The sequence below is a fragment of the Brevibacillus sp. M2.1A genome (assembly GCF_013284355.2).
GTDB lineage: Bacteria > Bacillota > Bacilli > Brevibacillales > Brevibacillaceae > Brevibacillus.
Genome location: NZ_JABSUY020000001.1, coordinates 5657754 through 5673214 on the forward strand (window position 1 = coordinate 5657754; position 15461 = coordinate 5673214).

The following is a 15461-nucleotide window of genomic DNA, read 5'->3' on the forward strand; positions in this document are numbered from 1 at the left end:
TAGAAGCTTCCTGCCGATACCATTACCAACAAGGCAGATTCTATCCCAACCGAGGAGGAAGATACATGCGTAAACACAAAGTAACCAGCATCCTCGCCATGAGCCTTTCGCTGGCTCTGCTCGGCCACGTTGCCCCTGTCCTTCCTGTTTCAGCTGCAACGGCTGCCCCTCAAGCAACAGCCGTTAAAACGAATAATGTCTATAACCTTCAACTAGGAATGAGCACAGCGCAGGTAGAACAAACATTAGGCAAGCCTGCTCGCATTGATCCTAGTCATACGGGTGTGGAATGGTGGATTTACAATCAGGATTTGAACAACTACATTCAAGTCGGCATGCAAAACGGCAAAGTCGTAACATTGTTTACCAATGGCGCCAAGCTGAATCTGAATGGTGTCACGATTGGATCTACTACTAAAGACCTACAAAATAGCTGGGGTGCACCGCAAGAAACGCTGACGATCATCCCGAGTCTGCGTATCCAAAAAAATACCCTTGCTCACCCGACCTATATCCAAAACAATCAGGCGATCACCTTCTCTATCGATCAGCTGGGTGGAAATAAGGTCGCAGGAGTGCGCATCTCTACTCCTGAGCATTTTGCCACCATTGCGATTGGCTTGATGTATCCCATTTCCTATACAAAGTTACCTGAACTGCCGAAACTGGCAGACGTACAAATAAAGCAAGCAGCGCTTGCATACGAGAAACAAAATTTGGACTTGCTCAACGTCGCAAGGCAACGTGCCAAGCTGTCGGTTGTCACTTGGGATGAACAAGTTGCAGCAGTGGCCAGAGCCCACAGCCAAGACATGGCCCAGCATAACTTTTTCAACCATACCTCCCCATCTACGGGTAGTCCGTTTGATCGTTTGAAGAAAGCCGGCATTCGTTACAGCTCAGCTGGTGAAAATATTGCCTACGGACAGCTAGACGGGGTCGAAGCCCACATAAGCTGGATGAACTCCGCAGGTCATCGTCAAAACTTGCTCTCTCCAAAATTCAAGCAGCTCGGTGTCGGTATCGTTATGAAAGACGGCCGCCCGTATTTCACGCAAAATTTTGTTACTCGCTAAGTTTTGGGTAACTGATACAAAAGACGACCCTGTCCTCAAATTTTGGGGAATAGGGTCGTCTTTTCTCTGTTCCATCTAATATTTCTATCCAAGCACCTATAGATGTACGGTACATTCGAGACTTTCTATCTATTGTTTGTCACCACTACACATCCGATATCTCAATATATGGGCATTATTCCCTTTATTTATATAGATTGGATATCAGTCATCATCTTTCAACACAAGCATCTTCCATCTGTATAGGAATCTGCCTGAGAGGAGGAGACTGCATGCCCAATATTGAAGATGTCACCGTCCAGAAGTCGAATGCGGAACGAAAGAGTTACGTGGTTGTTGGTGCCATTCTATCATGTAGCAACGGCAGTAAGGTAAGTCGGTTAAAAATGCCATTCAGTCATGGTGTTTTTGTAAAAGGGAAGCCCCAAATGAACATCATGGATTTTGTCCCCAATGTAAACATCATGCCTTTTGGTAAATGCAGTAGCTTGAAAAATCCCGTAGTCGCTTGGGAGCGATCCAAATAATTTTGTAAATGAGCATGCGAAAAAACATATGTACGATCCTAGTAAACCTTCCACAAAGAATAGATCCCAGTATGGTCAGGATGTTGATGTAAAAGAATTGAGAAGGGAAACCATGACCAATCCAGATAAAGCTTATACAAATTGGCCCAATCCTAATAATCCAAATCCAAATAAAATAACGATATATTATAAGGAATTTGACGGGAATATAAGCACAACTGACACACCGACAGGAAGTCACAGGGTCTTCGAAAATTTAGATAATCCGAAAAACAGTTCCCACTTTCCGCATGTTCCTAGAAATAAAGAATAGAAAGCAGGTACACAAATGACTATGTTTCTATATCATGCAATATTGCCTGAAGATCATGATCATCATGTTTCAATCGAAGAAATTATGAGTCGAGGGATAAACTATTCAACAAAATCTAATAACTGGTATGGAAATGGTGGGGAGATTAAGTCACAGATAGCTGATAAGTTAAAACCTCTTAATGCACCTATCTGGGTGAACTTTCAGACAGCTATAGGAGTAAACTTAGAGCCTCACAAGCCGAAATCGTTTTACTTTCCTGTCTTTACTGAAAAAATTTTAGTTTTTGATGGGAATATTAAATATATATGACCAATCTTTCTATGAAGATAATAAATTCACCTTTGAAGAGGCGTTGGATTTTGATACTGGTGAATCTCTTGAGCATTGGATCAATTTGTATTGGAATAGTATGATGACACTAGAAGAGTACTTGTTAAAAAAAACCTTACCTAAAACCAGAAGTATTGGTTTTTGAGTCAATACCTAAAGAGATCATAGGTGTATGTGAAAATTCGTAAATATGTACATATGTCGATTTAACCTCTCAAAATTTCAGAAATACTTCCTTATTCTTCTCGCTTTGTCACCTGCATGCCCTTCAAATCTATAGGAGTCTTGGAAAAGATATCAAATAAGCACAATCGCATTTTTTCTAAAGGAAAAAAGGTACAGTCTCCTCATCTTTTGTGAGTGACTGTACCTTTCTCAGATCAACCGGTCTTTTTTTGTAGCCTCTTTGTCAGTTGCTATGGCTGCGAAGTTGCATTTGTAGTAGCAGGTGCAGACGGTTTCGGAGCCTGATCGTCATCTGAGAAAAACGGGATGATTACCAGACTAAGCACGAAAAATAAAATCCAGGCAATGCCTCTTCTGAAAATGCAAGGTGTCAGCATCGGGTAACCCCTTCCAATCATGCTGTTCTACTTACTATTCATACGCTTCCCTCCTTGGTGCCCGTTTATGCTTTTTTGGGCAAAAAATAAAAGCCTCGCCAAAAACTTGGCGAAGCTTATCCCTCATGGTTCTTACCCCTGTTTTTGCAACGGCATTGAATACGCCTGTTCCTGGGTTGCTTTTTGCTTGAAAAACAGGCAAGCTGCCGCGAAAACAATGAGCAGCGATCCCATCAGCCAAAAGATCGTCCACGGCTCCCACACGTCCATCAGCAAGCCATTCACATTCGGAGCCAAAATACTGGCGACACCAAAATTGACGCCCGCGATGATTCCTGCGGTAGGAACCATCGATGCTGGTAAAATATCTGCCGAAAAAGCCAATCCCAGCGAGTAAAAGGAACCGACAGCCGCTCCTGCTATGGCCAACAACAGCATCATCAGCCATACGTTTTCACCTGCAAACGGGAACAGGAAGAAGGCCAATCCTCCTACAAGCGCACACACGAGCATGACCTGCTTGCGTCCTACACGGTCACTCAATGCCCCCAATGGCATCTGCAAGATAATGCTTCCCACGACAAACGACGGAAGGATCAAGGAAACCCATTCAACGGACAAGCCGGTACGCAACGCGTAAACAGGAAAACTGCCGTTGAGTGACGTCTCCATGAATCCGTACAAAAACGAAGGAATCAGCGCCAGCCAGGCAAGTCGCAAGACAAACGCATATTTGTTTTGCTTCTTTTCCGTTTGTTCGATCTGTGCCGGGAATTCATTTTTGATCCGGGATAATAATAAGAAGGCAATCAGATACAGAACAAGCAAGCCGCCAAAAGGTACCCAAATCCCCAAATGCAGCACGCTTAAGCCTAGTGGACCAACACTAAAGCCCACGCCATATGCCAACCCGTAAATGGAAAGATCACGTCCACGATTCTCCGGAGCTGCGATCTTGGTCACCCACATTTGGCTGGCGTAATGTAAACCACTATCGCCCACACCCATCAGTAAACGCAATACGAACCAGACCGCCAAATGACTGAACAGCGGGATGAGCGCTGTTGCGATTGTCACTAACAGCAATCCCCATAATATCGTGGCCCGGTATCCAATGCGCCGCAGTGGGATTTCCAAAAATGGATTGACCATGACCATCCCAATATACAAGGCAGCGGCGTTGAGTCCGTTCATCACGGATGAAACACCTTGTTTTTCCAATAAAACCGTCAGCATCGGGATCGTCAAGCCTTGGCTCACCCCCGCAATACCGACAACCAAAATCAACACCCAAAAGGTGTAACGTGACTGTGACATGGTGTTGTTTCTCCTCCCCAGCCCCCTACTAAGCACTCTCTACGGAAGCACTCCCCTGCTGAAGCTGATACATTTTTTGATAAAGACCATTTTGCGCCATGAGTTCATCATGGGTACCTCGTTCCATGATTTCTCCACGGGACAAGACAAGAATCTGGTCGGCGTGCTGAATCGTCGACAATCGATGTGCAATGATGAATGTCGTCCTACCTTTTGATAGTACATGCAACGCTTCCTGAATGGCTAGCTCGGTTTCACTGTCAATGCTTGCCGTTGCTTCATCCAAGATCAACATCGCGGGATCAGCAGCCAATGCACGTGCAAAAGAGATCAATTGGCGTTGACCGGCAGATAGTGTCATGCCTCGCTCGACGACTGGCTCGTCATAACCGCCCGGCAGCTTGGAAATGAATTCATCAGCACGGACGGCTTTTGCAGCCCGCTTCACTTCTTCATCCGTAATCGTATCCTTGTACATACGAATATTGAATCCAATGCTTCCCGTAAACAAGAACGGGTCCTGCAAAACGAGACCGACATGACTGCGCAATGAGTGCGTATCAATCTGTCTCATATCTTGTCCGTCGATCAAAATGCTCCCTTTCGTCACCGGATAGAACCCGAGCAGCAAATTCATCAAAGAGCTTTTTCCCGATCCGGTGTGCCCTACCAGCGCAATCGTTTGACCAGGCTGAGCCGTAAAGGAGACGTTTTTCAAGATATAATCGTCACCCTGATAGGCAAAAGAAACGTTATCAAAGACAACCTCTCCACGCGGGCGCTCGATTTGTGCACCCGTTTCTTTCTTCTCTGGCATCTCATCCATAATCTCGAAGACACGTCCCGCCGAAATAGTCGCCTGCTGCATTTGCGACAACCGATTCATGATCATGTTGATTGGTTCGAAAAAACGTCCCATGTAATCGACAAAAGCAAAAAGCGCCCCGAAGGAAATCGCGCTATGGAAGGAAGTTGAGCCGTAATACCAGACGATCAGGGTCAAGGAAACTTTCCAGATCAAATCCACCGCTGGGCGCAAAAGCAAGGATTCGAGGTTGATTTCTTTCATCCGCACCTTGAAGTAGCCTTCGTTTACATCAGCAAACTCCTTTTGTACACCTTTCTCCCGACGAAAAGCCTGCACGATCGTCATGTTTTGGATCATTTCATTGATCGTAGTGTTCATATCACCGAGCTTCGCGCGAATCACGGCATAGTAGCGAGAGCTGTACCTTTGATACACGTAGACTAACAGGACGAGCACTGGCACCGTCAAAAAGCAGAAGAGGGCGAGCTCAGGCTGCAAAAGGTAGAGCGCGATCAAGATTCCAATCAAGTAAAGACCGTTCTGTACAAATGTGGCGAGCACACTTACATACAGCTCACGGATGGCTTCTGTATCATTGCTCACACGGGAGACAAGCGCACCTACTGGCGTTTTGTCAAAAAAGGCAACCGGGAGCTTTTGCAAATGGATAAACAGCTTCATCCGCATTTGCTGAATGATGCGCTGGGCGATCTTTTGCAGCCACAAAATCTGGACGTAGTTGAAACCAGCTGAGAGCAAGATCAATGCTCCATAACCTACGGACAGCCAAACAATGGGCAAGACATCCCCCTGATACATCTCCTTGACTTCCTCTGCGGTCAGCCGAATGCCTGTGGAGGTCATCTTTTGACCTGATTGATCCTTCGTTGTTACCTCGAAGCGTTCCCTGCCGTTTTCTGGCGTAATCGGGGTGAATTGCTTCTCCGTGTTTGGATTCACTTTGCCGGACACCAGGTAATAGGTCGTGCCCTCAGTCAGTACCGTTACTTCTTTTTGATTGATCCTGTCCAAAGCAAGACCCGTCTTTGCTGCGACATCTTCACGAATATAGTTCGTACCGTTCAATGAGGCGACTTGCCCCGCTGCTTGTGGTGGCACTTCGTCCAGTTGATACCAAGGTTTTTGGATCGCCAGAATGTGATTATCAATCATGACCTTGGCTAAAAAAGGACCCGCCAGCTCTGCACTCGTCCCCAGCAAGAGCAGGAACAGCGCGCCCAGTATTTGCTTTTGAAATGGCCTGGCGTACTCGGTCAAACGCCCCCATACATTTTCTTTGCTCATGAAACGCTTTCCCCCTCTCTCAACCAGCCACATCCTGTTCCATTTGCTGACGACGGTACTGCTCTGCATACCAGCCGTTGCGTTGCATCAGCTCATCATGTGTCCCCCGCTCGACGATCTGCCCCTCATCCAGCACGAGAATCAGTTGAGCGTGCTGTACCGCAGACAGACGATGGGCCGTAATAATGGTCGTTTTATCCGCGCGCTCCTGTCGCAAATGACGAAGGATGCTTTCCTCCGTCCGCGCGTCCACAGCCGATAAAGAATCGTCGAGAATCAGAATACCCGCATCCATCAAAAGCGCGCGTGCAATGGAAATGCGCTGTTTTTGTCCCCCGGAGAGGGTGACCCCCTTCTCTCCAACCATGGTTTGCAATCCATCTCTGAATTGCTCCAGATCTCTCTTCATCTCCGCAAGCTCCAACGCATGCATCACTTCCTCGGTCGTCGCTTGTGGTTTTCCGAATGTAACATTTTCTGCAATCGTCCGTGAGAACAGCAAATGCTCCTGAGGCACGTAGCCGATTTTTTCCCGCAGCGTATCAAAAGCAAGTTCTTCAATCGGGATGCCCCCGATAAACAGGGCATGTTCCTTCATCTGATATTGATGCAATAAGGCACGGCACAACGTCGACTTGCCGCTCCCTGTCCGTCCGACAATCCCAAGCGTCTCTCCTTCACCCAAACGAAACGAGATGTCGGTGAGTGCCGGCTTGTCAGTGCCCGGATACGTAAAGGAAAAATGGCGTGCTTCCACGGTATTGGCTATTTGACTCGTGACCGGATTCGCTGCCTCTGTCACATCTGGCTGCTCCACCATTAGCTCTGTAAAACGCTTATGGGATGCGCCACCGCGCTGCAACACATTGACCAGCCAACCAAAGGCGAACATCGGCCAAATTAAAAGTCCCAAGTATAAATTGAACGCAACCAAATCCCCTAAGGAAATGGCGCTGGTGAACACCAAATACGTCCCATAGCCTAGCCCGATCAAAAAGCTGAAGCCAATAATAATCGCGATCGTCGGCTCGAACAGGGCGTCGATCCGCGAAACGCTCACATTTCGCTCCAACGTTTTCTCACTAACCCGGCGATATGCCTCGATATCGGCCTTTTCCTGAACAAATGCTCTCAATACCCGAACGCCAGATACGGATTGTTGAACATGATCATTCATCTCTCCGAAGGCTTCCTGCGCCAAGTAAAAACGCTCATGCAGCAGTCTTCCATAGTACGCCGTTGACCAAGCCAAAAACGGCATCGGGATCAGTGCAGCCAGCGTCAGCTTCCAATCAATTGCTGTTACCATGACGCCTAGTGTTAACAAGGTCATGAACAACGCATCGACAAGCGTAAGCACCCCTGTACTCGCCGTTTGTTCGATGGCAGGAATGTCGTTGGTGGCGACAGCCATCAGATCACCACTGCGTTTGCGATGAAAAAACGACGGGGTCATTCTGGTCAAATGGGCAAAAAGTCGCTCGCGCAACGTCCTCTCGAGAATTAAAGCTCCTCCATTTAACAAATACCGCCAGAGAAACCGCAATCCATACAAGCTAACACCCAATACGAGCAAGATGACCACTGTTTGCGTCAAATCAGCGTCCGTCAGGGAACTGTTGCGAATCGAATCCACCGTGTCCCCGATTAATTTCGGCGGCCAAAGCATGAGGACGTCGATGATAAACAGCACAGCGATTCCAATGACGTACCGTTTCCAATAGGCGCGGAAAAACCAAGATAATTGCCGAAGTGTCTGCATGTATTTCACCTCTATTTTTTTCAAGCCTAACAGCACGACTAAAAAAGGGCTTGCGAATCACACGCAGCCCTCTTGATCTGTCTTCACCATCGTAATTTACAGAATTTTCATTGTCAATCGAAGCATACAGTTCAATCTAAGATTTTTTATCGGCTTTCCAGTCAAGCCATTCCTCTTTTAGCAAGCTGTAAGTAGCATGATCCACGTAATGATCGTACAGGAATTCATTCCGGCGCAGTATCCCTTCCAGTTGAAAGCCTAATCGCTCCGGGATCGATCTGCTCTTATAGTTTTCTGTAGCAGCCTGAATCGTTACTTTTTCCAAATCCCATGACCCGAAGATTAATACGTCCAAGTAGGTCGCCACTGCTTCTGTCATCAGACCCTTGCCCTGAAATTGCGCACCCAGCCAATAGCCAATGGACGTCTTTTTGTTGATCCAATCTATCGTATGTACGCCGACTGTGCCAGCCAGACGTCCTTGGTACCAAATGCCATAGTTGATGCCGCGATTATCGTTGTACTGATGGATCGTCGCTTGGATGAATTGACGAGAATCCTCTACCTTCTTCGTATAATTCAGCCACGGCAGCCATTCCATAAGACTTTCCCGGTTCGAATCCGTAAGCAAAAATAACTCCTCAGCATCAGCTAATTCTAATTGTTTCAAGTACGTATCTTCATTGATGGCTATCCGTTGAATCGTTTGCATACGAATCTCCCCTTTTCTTGGATATTTTACTGGAAAACACCAAAATGAGCAAAAAGCGCCCGCCAGCAACAAAAGGCGAACGCTTATAAAAAGTTCTTTTATTTTTTGCTATTGCCGATCTCTTCCGGCTTGAAAATGCCTGTCTCCGTGACGATCGCTGTAATGTACTTCGCAGGCGTTACATCGAACGCAGGATTGTACACTTTGATATCGTCTGGAGCTACCTGTTTGCCCAAGCCATGGGTAATTTCCTCGGCTGGACGTTCTTCAATCGGAATATCTGCGCCTGTCGGTGTCTCCAGATCGACGGAGGACAAGGGAGCTGCCACGTAAAAAGGAATGCCGTGAGCTTTTGCCAATACCGCAACCCCATACGTACCGATTTTATTGGCGACATCTCCGTTCGCTGCTACGCGGTCTGTACCCACGATGACAGCCTCTACTTTCCCTTGGGACATCACCATCGCCGCCATGTTGTCGCAGATCAGCGTCACATCAATCCCTGCTTGCTGCAATTCGAATGCAGTAAGACGAGCGCCTTGCAGGACAGGACGAGTTTCGTCCGCGTACACCTTTAAGTTCCAGCCGCGTTCCTTTGCCAAATAAAAGGGAGCGGTAGCCGTACCGTACGCTGCCGTAGCCAATGCTCCTGGATTACAGTGCGTGAGAATTCCCATACCGTCATGCAACAGAGTCAGCAAATGCTCTCCGATGGTCCGGCATACTTCAGCGTCTTCCTTTTGAATCGCCAGTGCTTCATCGAGCACGGACGCCTTCAACTCGGCAATCGACGCACCGCTTTCTTTTTCAACACGAGCCTTGATGCGATCCAACGCCCAGAACAGATTCACGGCTGTCGGACGGGAAGAGCCCAAGTAGTCTGCCTGCTGGTTCAGTTCCTGCCAAAACTCGTCGTAGTTACTCGCTTCACTGCCACGAATGCCCAGGTAGAGCCCGTAAGCCGCCGCCATGCCAATCGCTGGTGCGCCACGGACTTCCAAGCGTCGGATGGAACCCCATACTTGCTCGGAGGTGGTCAAGTTCAAATAGATCGTTTCTACTGGCAGACGCGTCTGGTCAAGCAAGACCAATGCGTCATTCTCCCACTTAACAGGTGCCAATTGGGTGCTGGTTGTCATACTGTTGTAGCCTCCTGATAGTAACGTTCGGTCACAGTGCGTACGATGTCCGTGATATCTGTCGATTCGTCGATGCCGCCGCGACCGAGAATCAACGCTTCTCCTATCGAGAGCGCCAGACGTTCTGCTTCTGCGCGAGTCTGGTCGTCTTCAATGGCATTCAGGTCTGCTACGCCTGCCAAACCGATGACACGGCGCAAGATTTTGCAGCCGGCATAGCCTGCTGTATCCTGAATCAAGCGCTTCACGTAGCTTTGCCACAGCCCTTCGACATGGGCGCTGCGCTCTTTGGCGTGCTTGTGCCAGAGTTGAACGAATTGCGAAACGAATTCATTCCAGACATCCTCGACCGTTTCCAGTAAGTATTCGCGGTACGCTTCCCGTTCTCCTTGATCTTTTTGCAAACCGTGCTGGCCTGCGTAGTTGAGCAGCAGATTGGCAATGACCGCCCCGATGTCAAAACCGATTGGGCCGTAGTAAGCAAACTCTGGATCGATTGCTTTCAAGCTGTTCTCCGTGATGAAAATACTTCCGGTATGCAAGTCGCCATGCAGCAGCGCTTCCGAGCGCGTAAGGAAATCGTATTTCAGCTTGGCGATTTCCAGCTTCAGCGGCCGGTTGTTCCAGATCGCCTCGACTTCGCGGCGAATCAACGGATTGAAATCGTTGGTAGGCGCATTTTCATATGGATCGGTAAAGACGAGATCTTCTGTGATTTTGCATAATTCTGGATTTATGAATGTTCCGACTAGCGCTTTTTTATCGTACGGATGCGCGCCCAGATCGGATGTGAAGAACAAGGTTTGCGCGAGAAAACGGCCAATTTGCTTCGCGAATAGTGGGTACCGCTTTCCTTCGATCAAACCTTTGCGCATGATGATGTGATCCCCGACGTTTTCCATGACAGTCAACGCAAGCTCCCCGTCGAAATGATACACCTGCGGCACCAGGTCTGGAACGTATTTGTGCTGAATGCGGAGTGCCTCGCTCTCGATGCGAGCCCGATCAATCGTAAGCGGCCAAGATTCTCCCACGACGCGGGCAAAAGGCAGTGCTTGCTTGACAATGACGCTCTTACCGGTTGCCGGCTCCAGAATGTCAAAAACCAGATTGAGGTTACCATCCCCGATTTCACGGCTGGTCAGCTCTGCTCCTTCGCTAAAAAGATCCGGTATTCCTTTTACGTACTCCACTGCTTCCTGTTCAGTCAATGCGCGATATGCCATGATGCCAAAACTCCCCTCTACGTATTTTTCCTCTATCTCTACTTGTTTTGTTTGTGTCCCGAGAGTATTAATTTTAAAATTCTTATCGACGAAAAAAGACCTCTTTTCCCGAAGAAAAGAGGTCGCCGTCGTCACGTGTAAGAACCGTGTTGATGTCCCCCTTATCTTCCAGACCACTTTTGTTTCTGCAGGAATTAGCACCGTGCATGTCGCCTGTCAATCAGTCGCTTCCTCGCGTCTGAATGGCGTCATGTCGGTTGCCGGGTATCATCGGGCCAGTCCCTCCACCTTCTCTGGATAAGGTATCCAAAACGTATTCGGTTTTTGATTTAGTTTGAATCATACAACCAACGCTTCCACGATGTCAACACCCTTTTGTGCAAAAATTCGCACCTTGCTATCAATAGCTGGATTGTGTTCCCGATGCCGCAGGGTGATCCCAATTCCACCAGTCTACTTTGCCTAAAAACGCTGCTGTTATCGACTTTTCGGCCTTGAGCTTCAACAGTTCTTTCGTCGGTCCAGTGAGGACGGCGCCGTAGATTCGCACTCCGTTTTGCTGCATGTAGTTGTATCGTTCGGCTATCTGAAGGTCGCTACGAAATAGCAAAGATCTGCCGACATCGCGAGCCAGATCTTCTTGCTCAGATAAGTACTTCATCTCTTCTAAGTAGGCGGCCATTCTTCTGTTCCCTTCCCCGTTTACCCGAATGGGCGCATCTCCGTAATCCAGTTCATGCTGCGCAAATCCCCACACGTACCCGGGACCGAGAAATCGATTTGCCCCATCGTCTTCTGCTTGCTTTCGCTCCACCCCTGTGTCTACCGCAAACCAAACCGTATCTTGTCCCGAAGAGGTGACATGGCGGGAAACCAATTCATAGTACTCCTCGTATGTTAGGAAGTGATCGAAGGAAATCGCGAGCTGAGAAACGGTCCCCTCAGGTAGCTTCTCCATCGTTGTCCAGGCAGGTGCAGTGCGAGATTCCGTATCCCCCATTTCCCCGTCTGTCGGATAACGGAAATACAGCTTCTGTTCCCTAACCCCGTTCGTCCATTGCGGCTTCGTATTTACGTTCCATAGCACATTCGTACTCTCAAAACGACCAGCGACCTTTTCTTCCCCCCCAACCCGCTCACGTAGTTCCATGCTGATGTTTCCGTACAGCAATCCGACCTGCGAGCCACTACTACCCACTCTCACACCTGGCTGAGTAAAATTGACTATCGACTTCGCAACGCGGAACAGATCTTCATGCATCAGCGACCCGACCCAGCCATTCAAAATCAGCAACACAACTCCGGCCAAAAAGGGAAGCCCTATGGTGAACCCAGCGTTGGACAACCGATTTTTCCATTTCCCCCGGCGCACAATGGCACGCTGTTTTTCAGCCGACAGTGCTTCAGGCTGGTTTATTTTCACCTTGTCCTCCCCCGTTTCTTCCCCCAACAAAAGCCTTTCCAACCGCTGTGCGTACTCCACGTCAGCCGCTATTTCTTCCTCGAATAGTTTTGAATCTTCTTCCGCCATTTCCCCACGCAAATAAGCAAGCAGCCTTTGCTCGCGATGATTCTCATCCTTGTTCATCACTGGCTTTCCTCCCTCCACAACTGCCGCATCTTTTGTCGTCCCCGAAACAAGGAACGCTTGACGTCTGCCAGCTCAATCCCGAGTACCTCTGCCATCTCCGCATAGGAAAACTGCAATGCAGACAACAAAATGACCTGTCTCTGCTTTTCCGGAAGCTTCTCCAAATAGTCGTGGGCCACTTCCCACAGCTCCTGATTCACGACATGCTCAGCCGGATCAACAGCCGAATGATCAGGTCTTTCTGGCAGGGCTTCTACAAACGCAAATCGTTGTTTCGTCCTCTTACGATAACCATCCACGAAAGCGTGATAGGCCACCTTGAACAGCCAGGGCCGTACTTTTTCCCCACGGTAGTCGTCCAAGGAAGAGAAGGCGCGACAAAAGGTTTCCTGTGTCAAATCCTCTGCCAGCTTCTCATCTCGTGTCAGCCGGAAAAGATAGCGGTAAATATCGTTTACATGCAGCTGGTACACATCCTCCAGACCTACTTTCCCAAACCGTTCACACCCCTTCATCCCTTACCACGAAGGAATTGCCAAAAAGTTTCACCTTAGTCTCATTTTTCTCATAACTTGCTGCACATTCTCTGCAAAAACAAAGATTGACTCCTGACAATGAACGTCATATCATGGGGGAAACGAATAACTCTTATCGCGAGCTGGCTGAGGGACTGGCCCTATGATGCCCGGCAACCGGCGCTATACCATGATTCGTACGCTCATAATTGCGTACCTTGGATAGCGAAACGGTGCTAATTCCAACGGATAAGAGTCGAGATCGAGCACTTTGGGCTCGTTTCGGCTACTGACCCGAGAGATGAGAGGAGACGAGACGCTTTCATAGTCGACAACCGCCTCCCCGCTCAATGGGGAGGCTTTTTTAATAATTCAAGGAGGATTAGGCGTACCATGAGTGAACAACGTATCCTCGTCACCTATCTCACACAAGCAAAAGACTTGAACAAGAAAGCGCAAGCCATTGCTGTCGGCATGACAGTCGGTTCCTGGACGGACCTGCCGCTTGCCAAGCAAGCTGAGCTAGCGCCTTATCTCGGTGAAGCCGTGAGCGCGACACCGATTGCGACACTGGAAAACGGAGAAACACGCGGTCTGATTACCGTTAGCTATCCGACTCGCAATTTTACAGCAGACATTCCATCCTTGTTGACCGGAATATTCGGTAAACTGTCGATGGATGGCAAAATCAAGCTCGTTGACGTTGTTTTCCCTGACTCATTCCTTCAGGCCTTTCCTGGACCGAAGTTCGGCATTGATGGTCTGCGCGAACGTTTAGGGGCACATGACCGTCCACTCTTGATGAGCATTTTCAAATCGTGCCTGGGTCTTCCTTTCGACGATTTGAAGACACAATTCCGAGCACAAGCCTTGGGCGGAGTTGATCTCGTGAAAGATGACGAAATCTTCTTTGCAGACGACCGCGCTCCTTTTATCGAACGGATCAAAGCGTTTAAGCAGATCTCCCAGGAGACCGAAGCCGAAACAGGCAAGCCCGTCCTCTATGCAGCCAACCTGACTGGACCTGTGCATGAGCTGAACGAAAAAGCGAAGCGTGCGGTAGAGGCGGGTGCTGACTGCCTTTTGTTCAACGTGCTGGCGTTTGGCTTCGATGCTCTGCACCGTTTGGCAGCCGATCCTGATGTACACGTACCGATCATGGCACATCCGGCTTTGGCAGGGGCTTACTATCCTTCACCTGACTACGGTATCGCCACCCCGCTTCTACTCGGCACGTTGATGCGTGTAGCTGGGGCAGATTTGGTACTCTTCCCGTCTCCGTACGGCAATGTCGCCCTGGACAAAACAGAAGCGTTGCAGCTCGCCAAGCATTTGACTGACCCACTGAATGGTGTACGACGTTCCTTCCCGGTTCCATCTGCCGGCATTCATCCGGGGCTGGTTCCACAGCTGTATCAAGACTTCGGTATCGATCAAATCGTCAATGCAGGGGGCGGAATCCACGGTCATCCTGGTGGAGCAACCGCAGGAGCAAAAGCTTTCGTTGCCGCGATTGAGGCAGTCACCGCAGGTCGAACATTGGAAGAGGCTGCTGCTGAATCACAAGAGCTGGCGATCGCTCTGGAAAAGTGGGGTGGCGCACGATGAGCAAGAAGCTCGTCCTGTTCTGCGATTTCGACGGAACGATTACCGAAAAAGACAACATTGTAGCGATTGTCCGCAAGTTTGCTCCCCCTGAGTGGGAAGGCTTGACGGAGCAAATCCTTTCGCAAAAAATAAGCGTTCAGGAAGGGGTTGGCAAGCTGTTTCAACTCTTGCCCTCCTCCTTGCGCCAGGACATTATCGATTTTATTGTCCATGAAGCGACCATTCGCCCGGGATTTGCTGAATTTGTGAGCTATTGCCGCGCAGAAGGCATCGAGCTGTTGATCACGAGTGGCGGCATCGACTTTTTTCTGGAGCCTATCCTGGCACCCTTCGATCTTACCGATGTGCCGATCTACTGTAATGGCAGTGATTTCAGCGGCGAGCGTATCACCATTACGTGGCCCAACGCTTGCGATGAACATTGCACGAACGGCTGCGGCATGTGCAAGACGACCATCATCCGTCGTTACGATCCAACAACTCATTTCCGCATCGTCATCGGCGACTCCATCACTGATTTGGCTGGAGCCAAAATCGCTGACTATGTGATTGCCCGTTCCTTCCTCGCTGACAAGGCGGAAGAGCTGCAATTGCCGCATAGCAAGTTTGCCACGTTCCACGATGTGATTCGCATTTTACAGCAAGTCCAACAGGAGGTCGTCTAAT

At 48.9% G+C, this 15461-nt stretch carries 13 protein-coding genes, 1 pseudogene and 2 riboswitches; of the genes and pseudogenes, 6 read left to right on the forward strand and 8 right to left on the reverse strand.

Features of this window, described 5'->3' with window-relative positions; genetic code table 11:
- Positions 1–65: 65 nt before the first annotated feature.
- The 4 genes and pseudogenes from HP567_RS26990 (at position 66) to HP567_RS27005 (ending at position 2228) form a co-directional block, all read left to right on the forward strand.
- The gene (locus HP567_RS26990; RefSeq protein ID WP_229088161.1) at positions 66–1076 is read left to right on the forward strand and encodes a CAP-associated domain-containing protein; all 1011 of its coding nucleotides are present in this window, start codon (positions 66–68) and stop codon (positions 1074–1076) included.
- Positions 1077–1348: 272 nt separating this feature from the next.
- A pseudogene (locus tag HP567_RS26995) lies at positions 1349–1582 on the forward strand (DUF4280 domain-containing protein); the annotation flags it as partial.
- Between the two features lie 133 nt (positions 1583–1715).
- Positions 1716–1916, forward strand: a complete 201-nt coding sequence (locus HP567_RS27000; protein ID WP_229088162.1) for a hypothetical protein — start codon at positions 1716–1718, stop codon at positions 1914–1916.
- A gap of 15 nt (positions 1917–1931) precedes the next feature.
- Positions 1932–2228, forward strand: coding sequence for a hypothetical protein (locus HP567_RS27005; protein ID WP_229088163.1), 297 nt, complete (start codon positions 1932–1934; stop codon positions 2226–2228).
- Between the two features lie 716 nt (positions 2229–2944).
- Here HP567_RS27005 and HP567_RS27010 read toward each other — a convergent pair.
- The 8 genes from HP567_RS27010 to HP567_RS27045 all read right to left on the reverse strand — a co-directional run bounded on the left by HP567_RS27010 (position 2945) and on the right by HP567_RS27045 (position 13187).
- Positions 2945–4129 carry an MFS transporter gene (locus tag HP567_RS27010; RefSeq protein ID WP_173609991.1) on the reverse strand — a complete coding sequence of 395 codons (1185 nt, stop codon included), beginning with the start codon at positions 4127–4129 and terminating at the stop codon, positions 2945–2947.
- 28 nt (positions 4130–4157) lie between these two features.
- On the reverse strand, positions 4158–6242 hold the full coding sequence (locus HP567_RS27015) for an ABC transporter ATP-binding protein (protein WP_173609990.1): 2085 nt from the start codon (positions 6240–6242) through the stop codon (positions 4158–4160).
- A gap of 19 nt (positions 6243–6261) precedes the next feature.
- The gene (locus HP567_RS27020; protein ID WP_173609989.1) at positions 6262–8004 is read right to left on the reverse strand and encodes an ABC transporter ATP-binding protein; all 1743 of its coding nucleotides are present in this window, start codon (positions 8002–8004) and stop codon (positions 6262–6264) included.
- A gap of 136 nt (positions 8005–8140) precedes the next feature.
- Entirely contained in the window at positions 8141–8716 is a 576-nt protein-coding gene (locus tag HP567_RS27025) for a GNAT family N-acetyltransferase (RefSeq protein WP_173609988.1), read from the reverse strand.
- Positions 8717–8814: 98 nt separating this feature from the next.
- Entirely contained in the window at positions 8815–9855 is a 1041-nt protein-coding gene (mtnA, locus tag HP567_RS27030; protein ID WP_173609987.1) for an S-methyl-5-thioribose-1-phosphate isomerase, read from the reverse strand.
- A complete protein-coding gene (gene mtnK, locus HP567_RS27035; RefSeq protein WP_173609986.1) occupies positions 9852–11081 on the reverse strand; it encodes an S-methyl-5-thioribose kinase in 1230 nt (409 codons plus the stop codon). Before mtnK ends, mtnA begins: the two co-directional genes overlap by 4 nt.
- A gap of 158 nt (positions 11082–11239) precedes the next feature.
- Positions 11240–11385, reverse strand: a riboswitch (SAM riboswitch).
- 96 nt (positions 11386–11481) lie between these two features.
- The gene (locus HP567_RS27040; RefSeq protein WP_173609985.1) at positions 11482–12669 is read right to left on the reverse strand and encodes an anti-sigma factor; all 1188 of its coding nucleotides are present in this window, start codon (positions 12667–12669) and stop codon (positions 11482–11484) included.
- Positions 12669–13187, reverse strand: a complete 519-nt coding sequence (locus HP567_RS27045; protein WP_217367099.1) for a sigma-70 family RNA polymerase sigma factor — start codon at positions 13185–13187, stop codon at positions 12669–12671. The genes HP567_RS27040 and HP567_RS27045 overlap by 1 nt, the downstream gene beginning before the upstream one ends.
- A 130-nt stretch (positions 13188–13317) precedes the next feature.
- Positions 13318–13495, forward strand: a riboswitch (SAM riboswitch).
- 85 nt (positions 13496–13580) lie between these two features.
- Here HP567_RS27045 and HP567_RS27050 point away from each other — a divergent pair.
- Both HP567_RS27050 and HP567_RS27055 read left to right on the forward strand, forming a co-directional pair.
- Positions 13581–14795, forward strand: a complete 1215-nt coding sequence (locus HP567_RS27050) for a 2,3-diketo-5-methylthiopentyl-1-phosphate enolase (protein ID WP_173609984.1) — start codon at positions 13581–13583, stop codon at positions 14793–14795.
- On the forward strand, positions 14792–15460 hold the full coding sequence (locus HP567_RS27055; protein WP_173609983.1) for a 2-hydroxy-3-keto-5-methylthiopentenyl-1-phosphate phosphatase: 669 nt from the start codon (positions 14792–14794) through the stop codon (positions 15458–15460). Before HP567_RS27050 ends, HP567_RS27055 begins: the two co-directional genes overlap by 4 nt.
- Position 15461 lies beyond the last annotated feature (1 nt).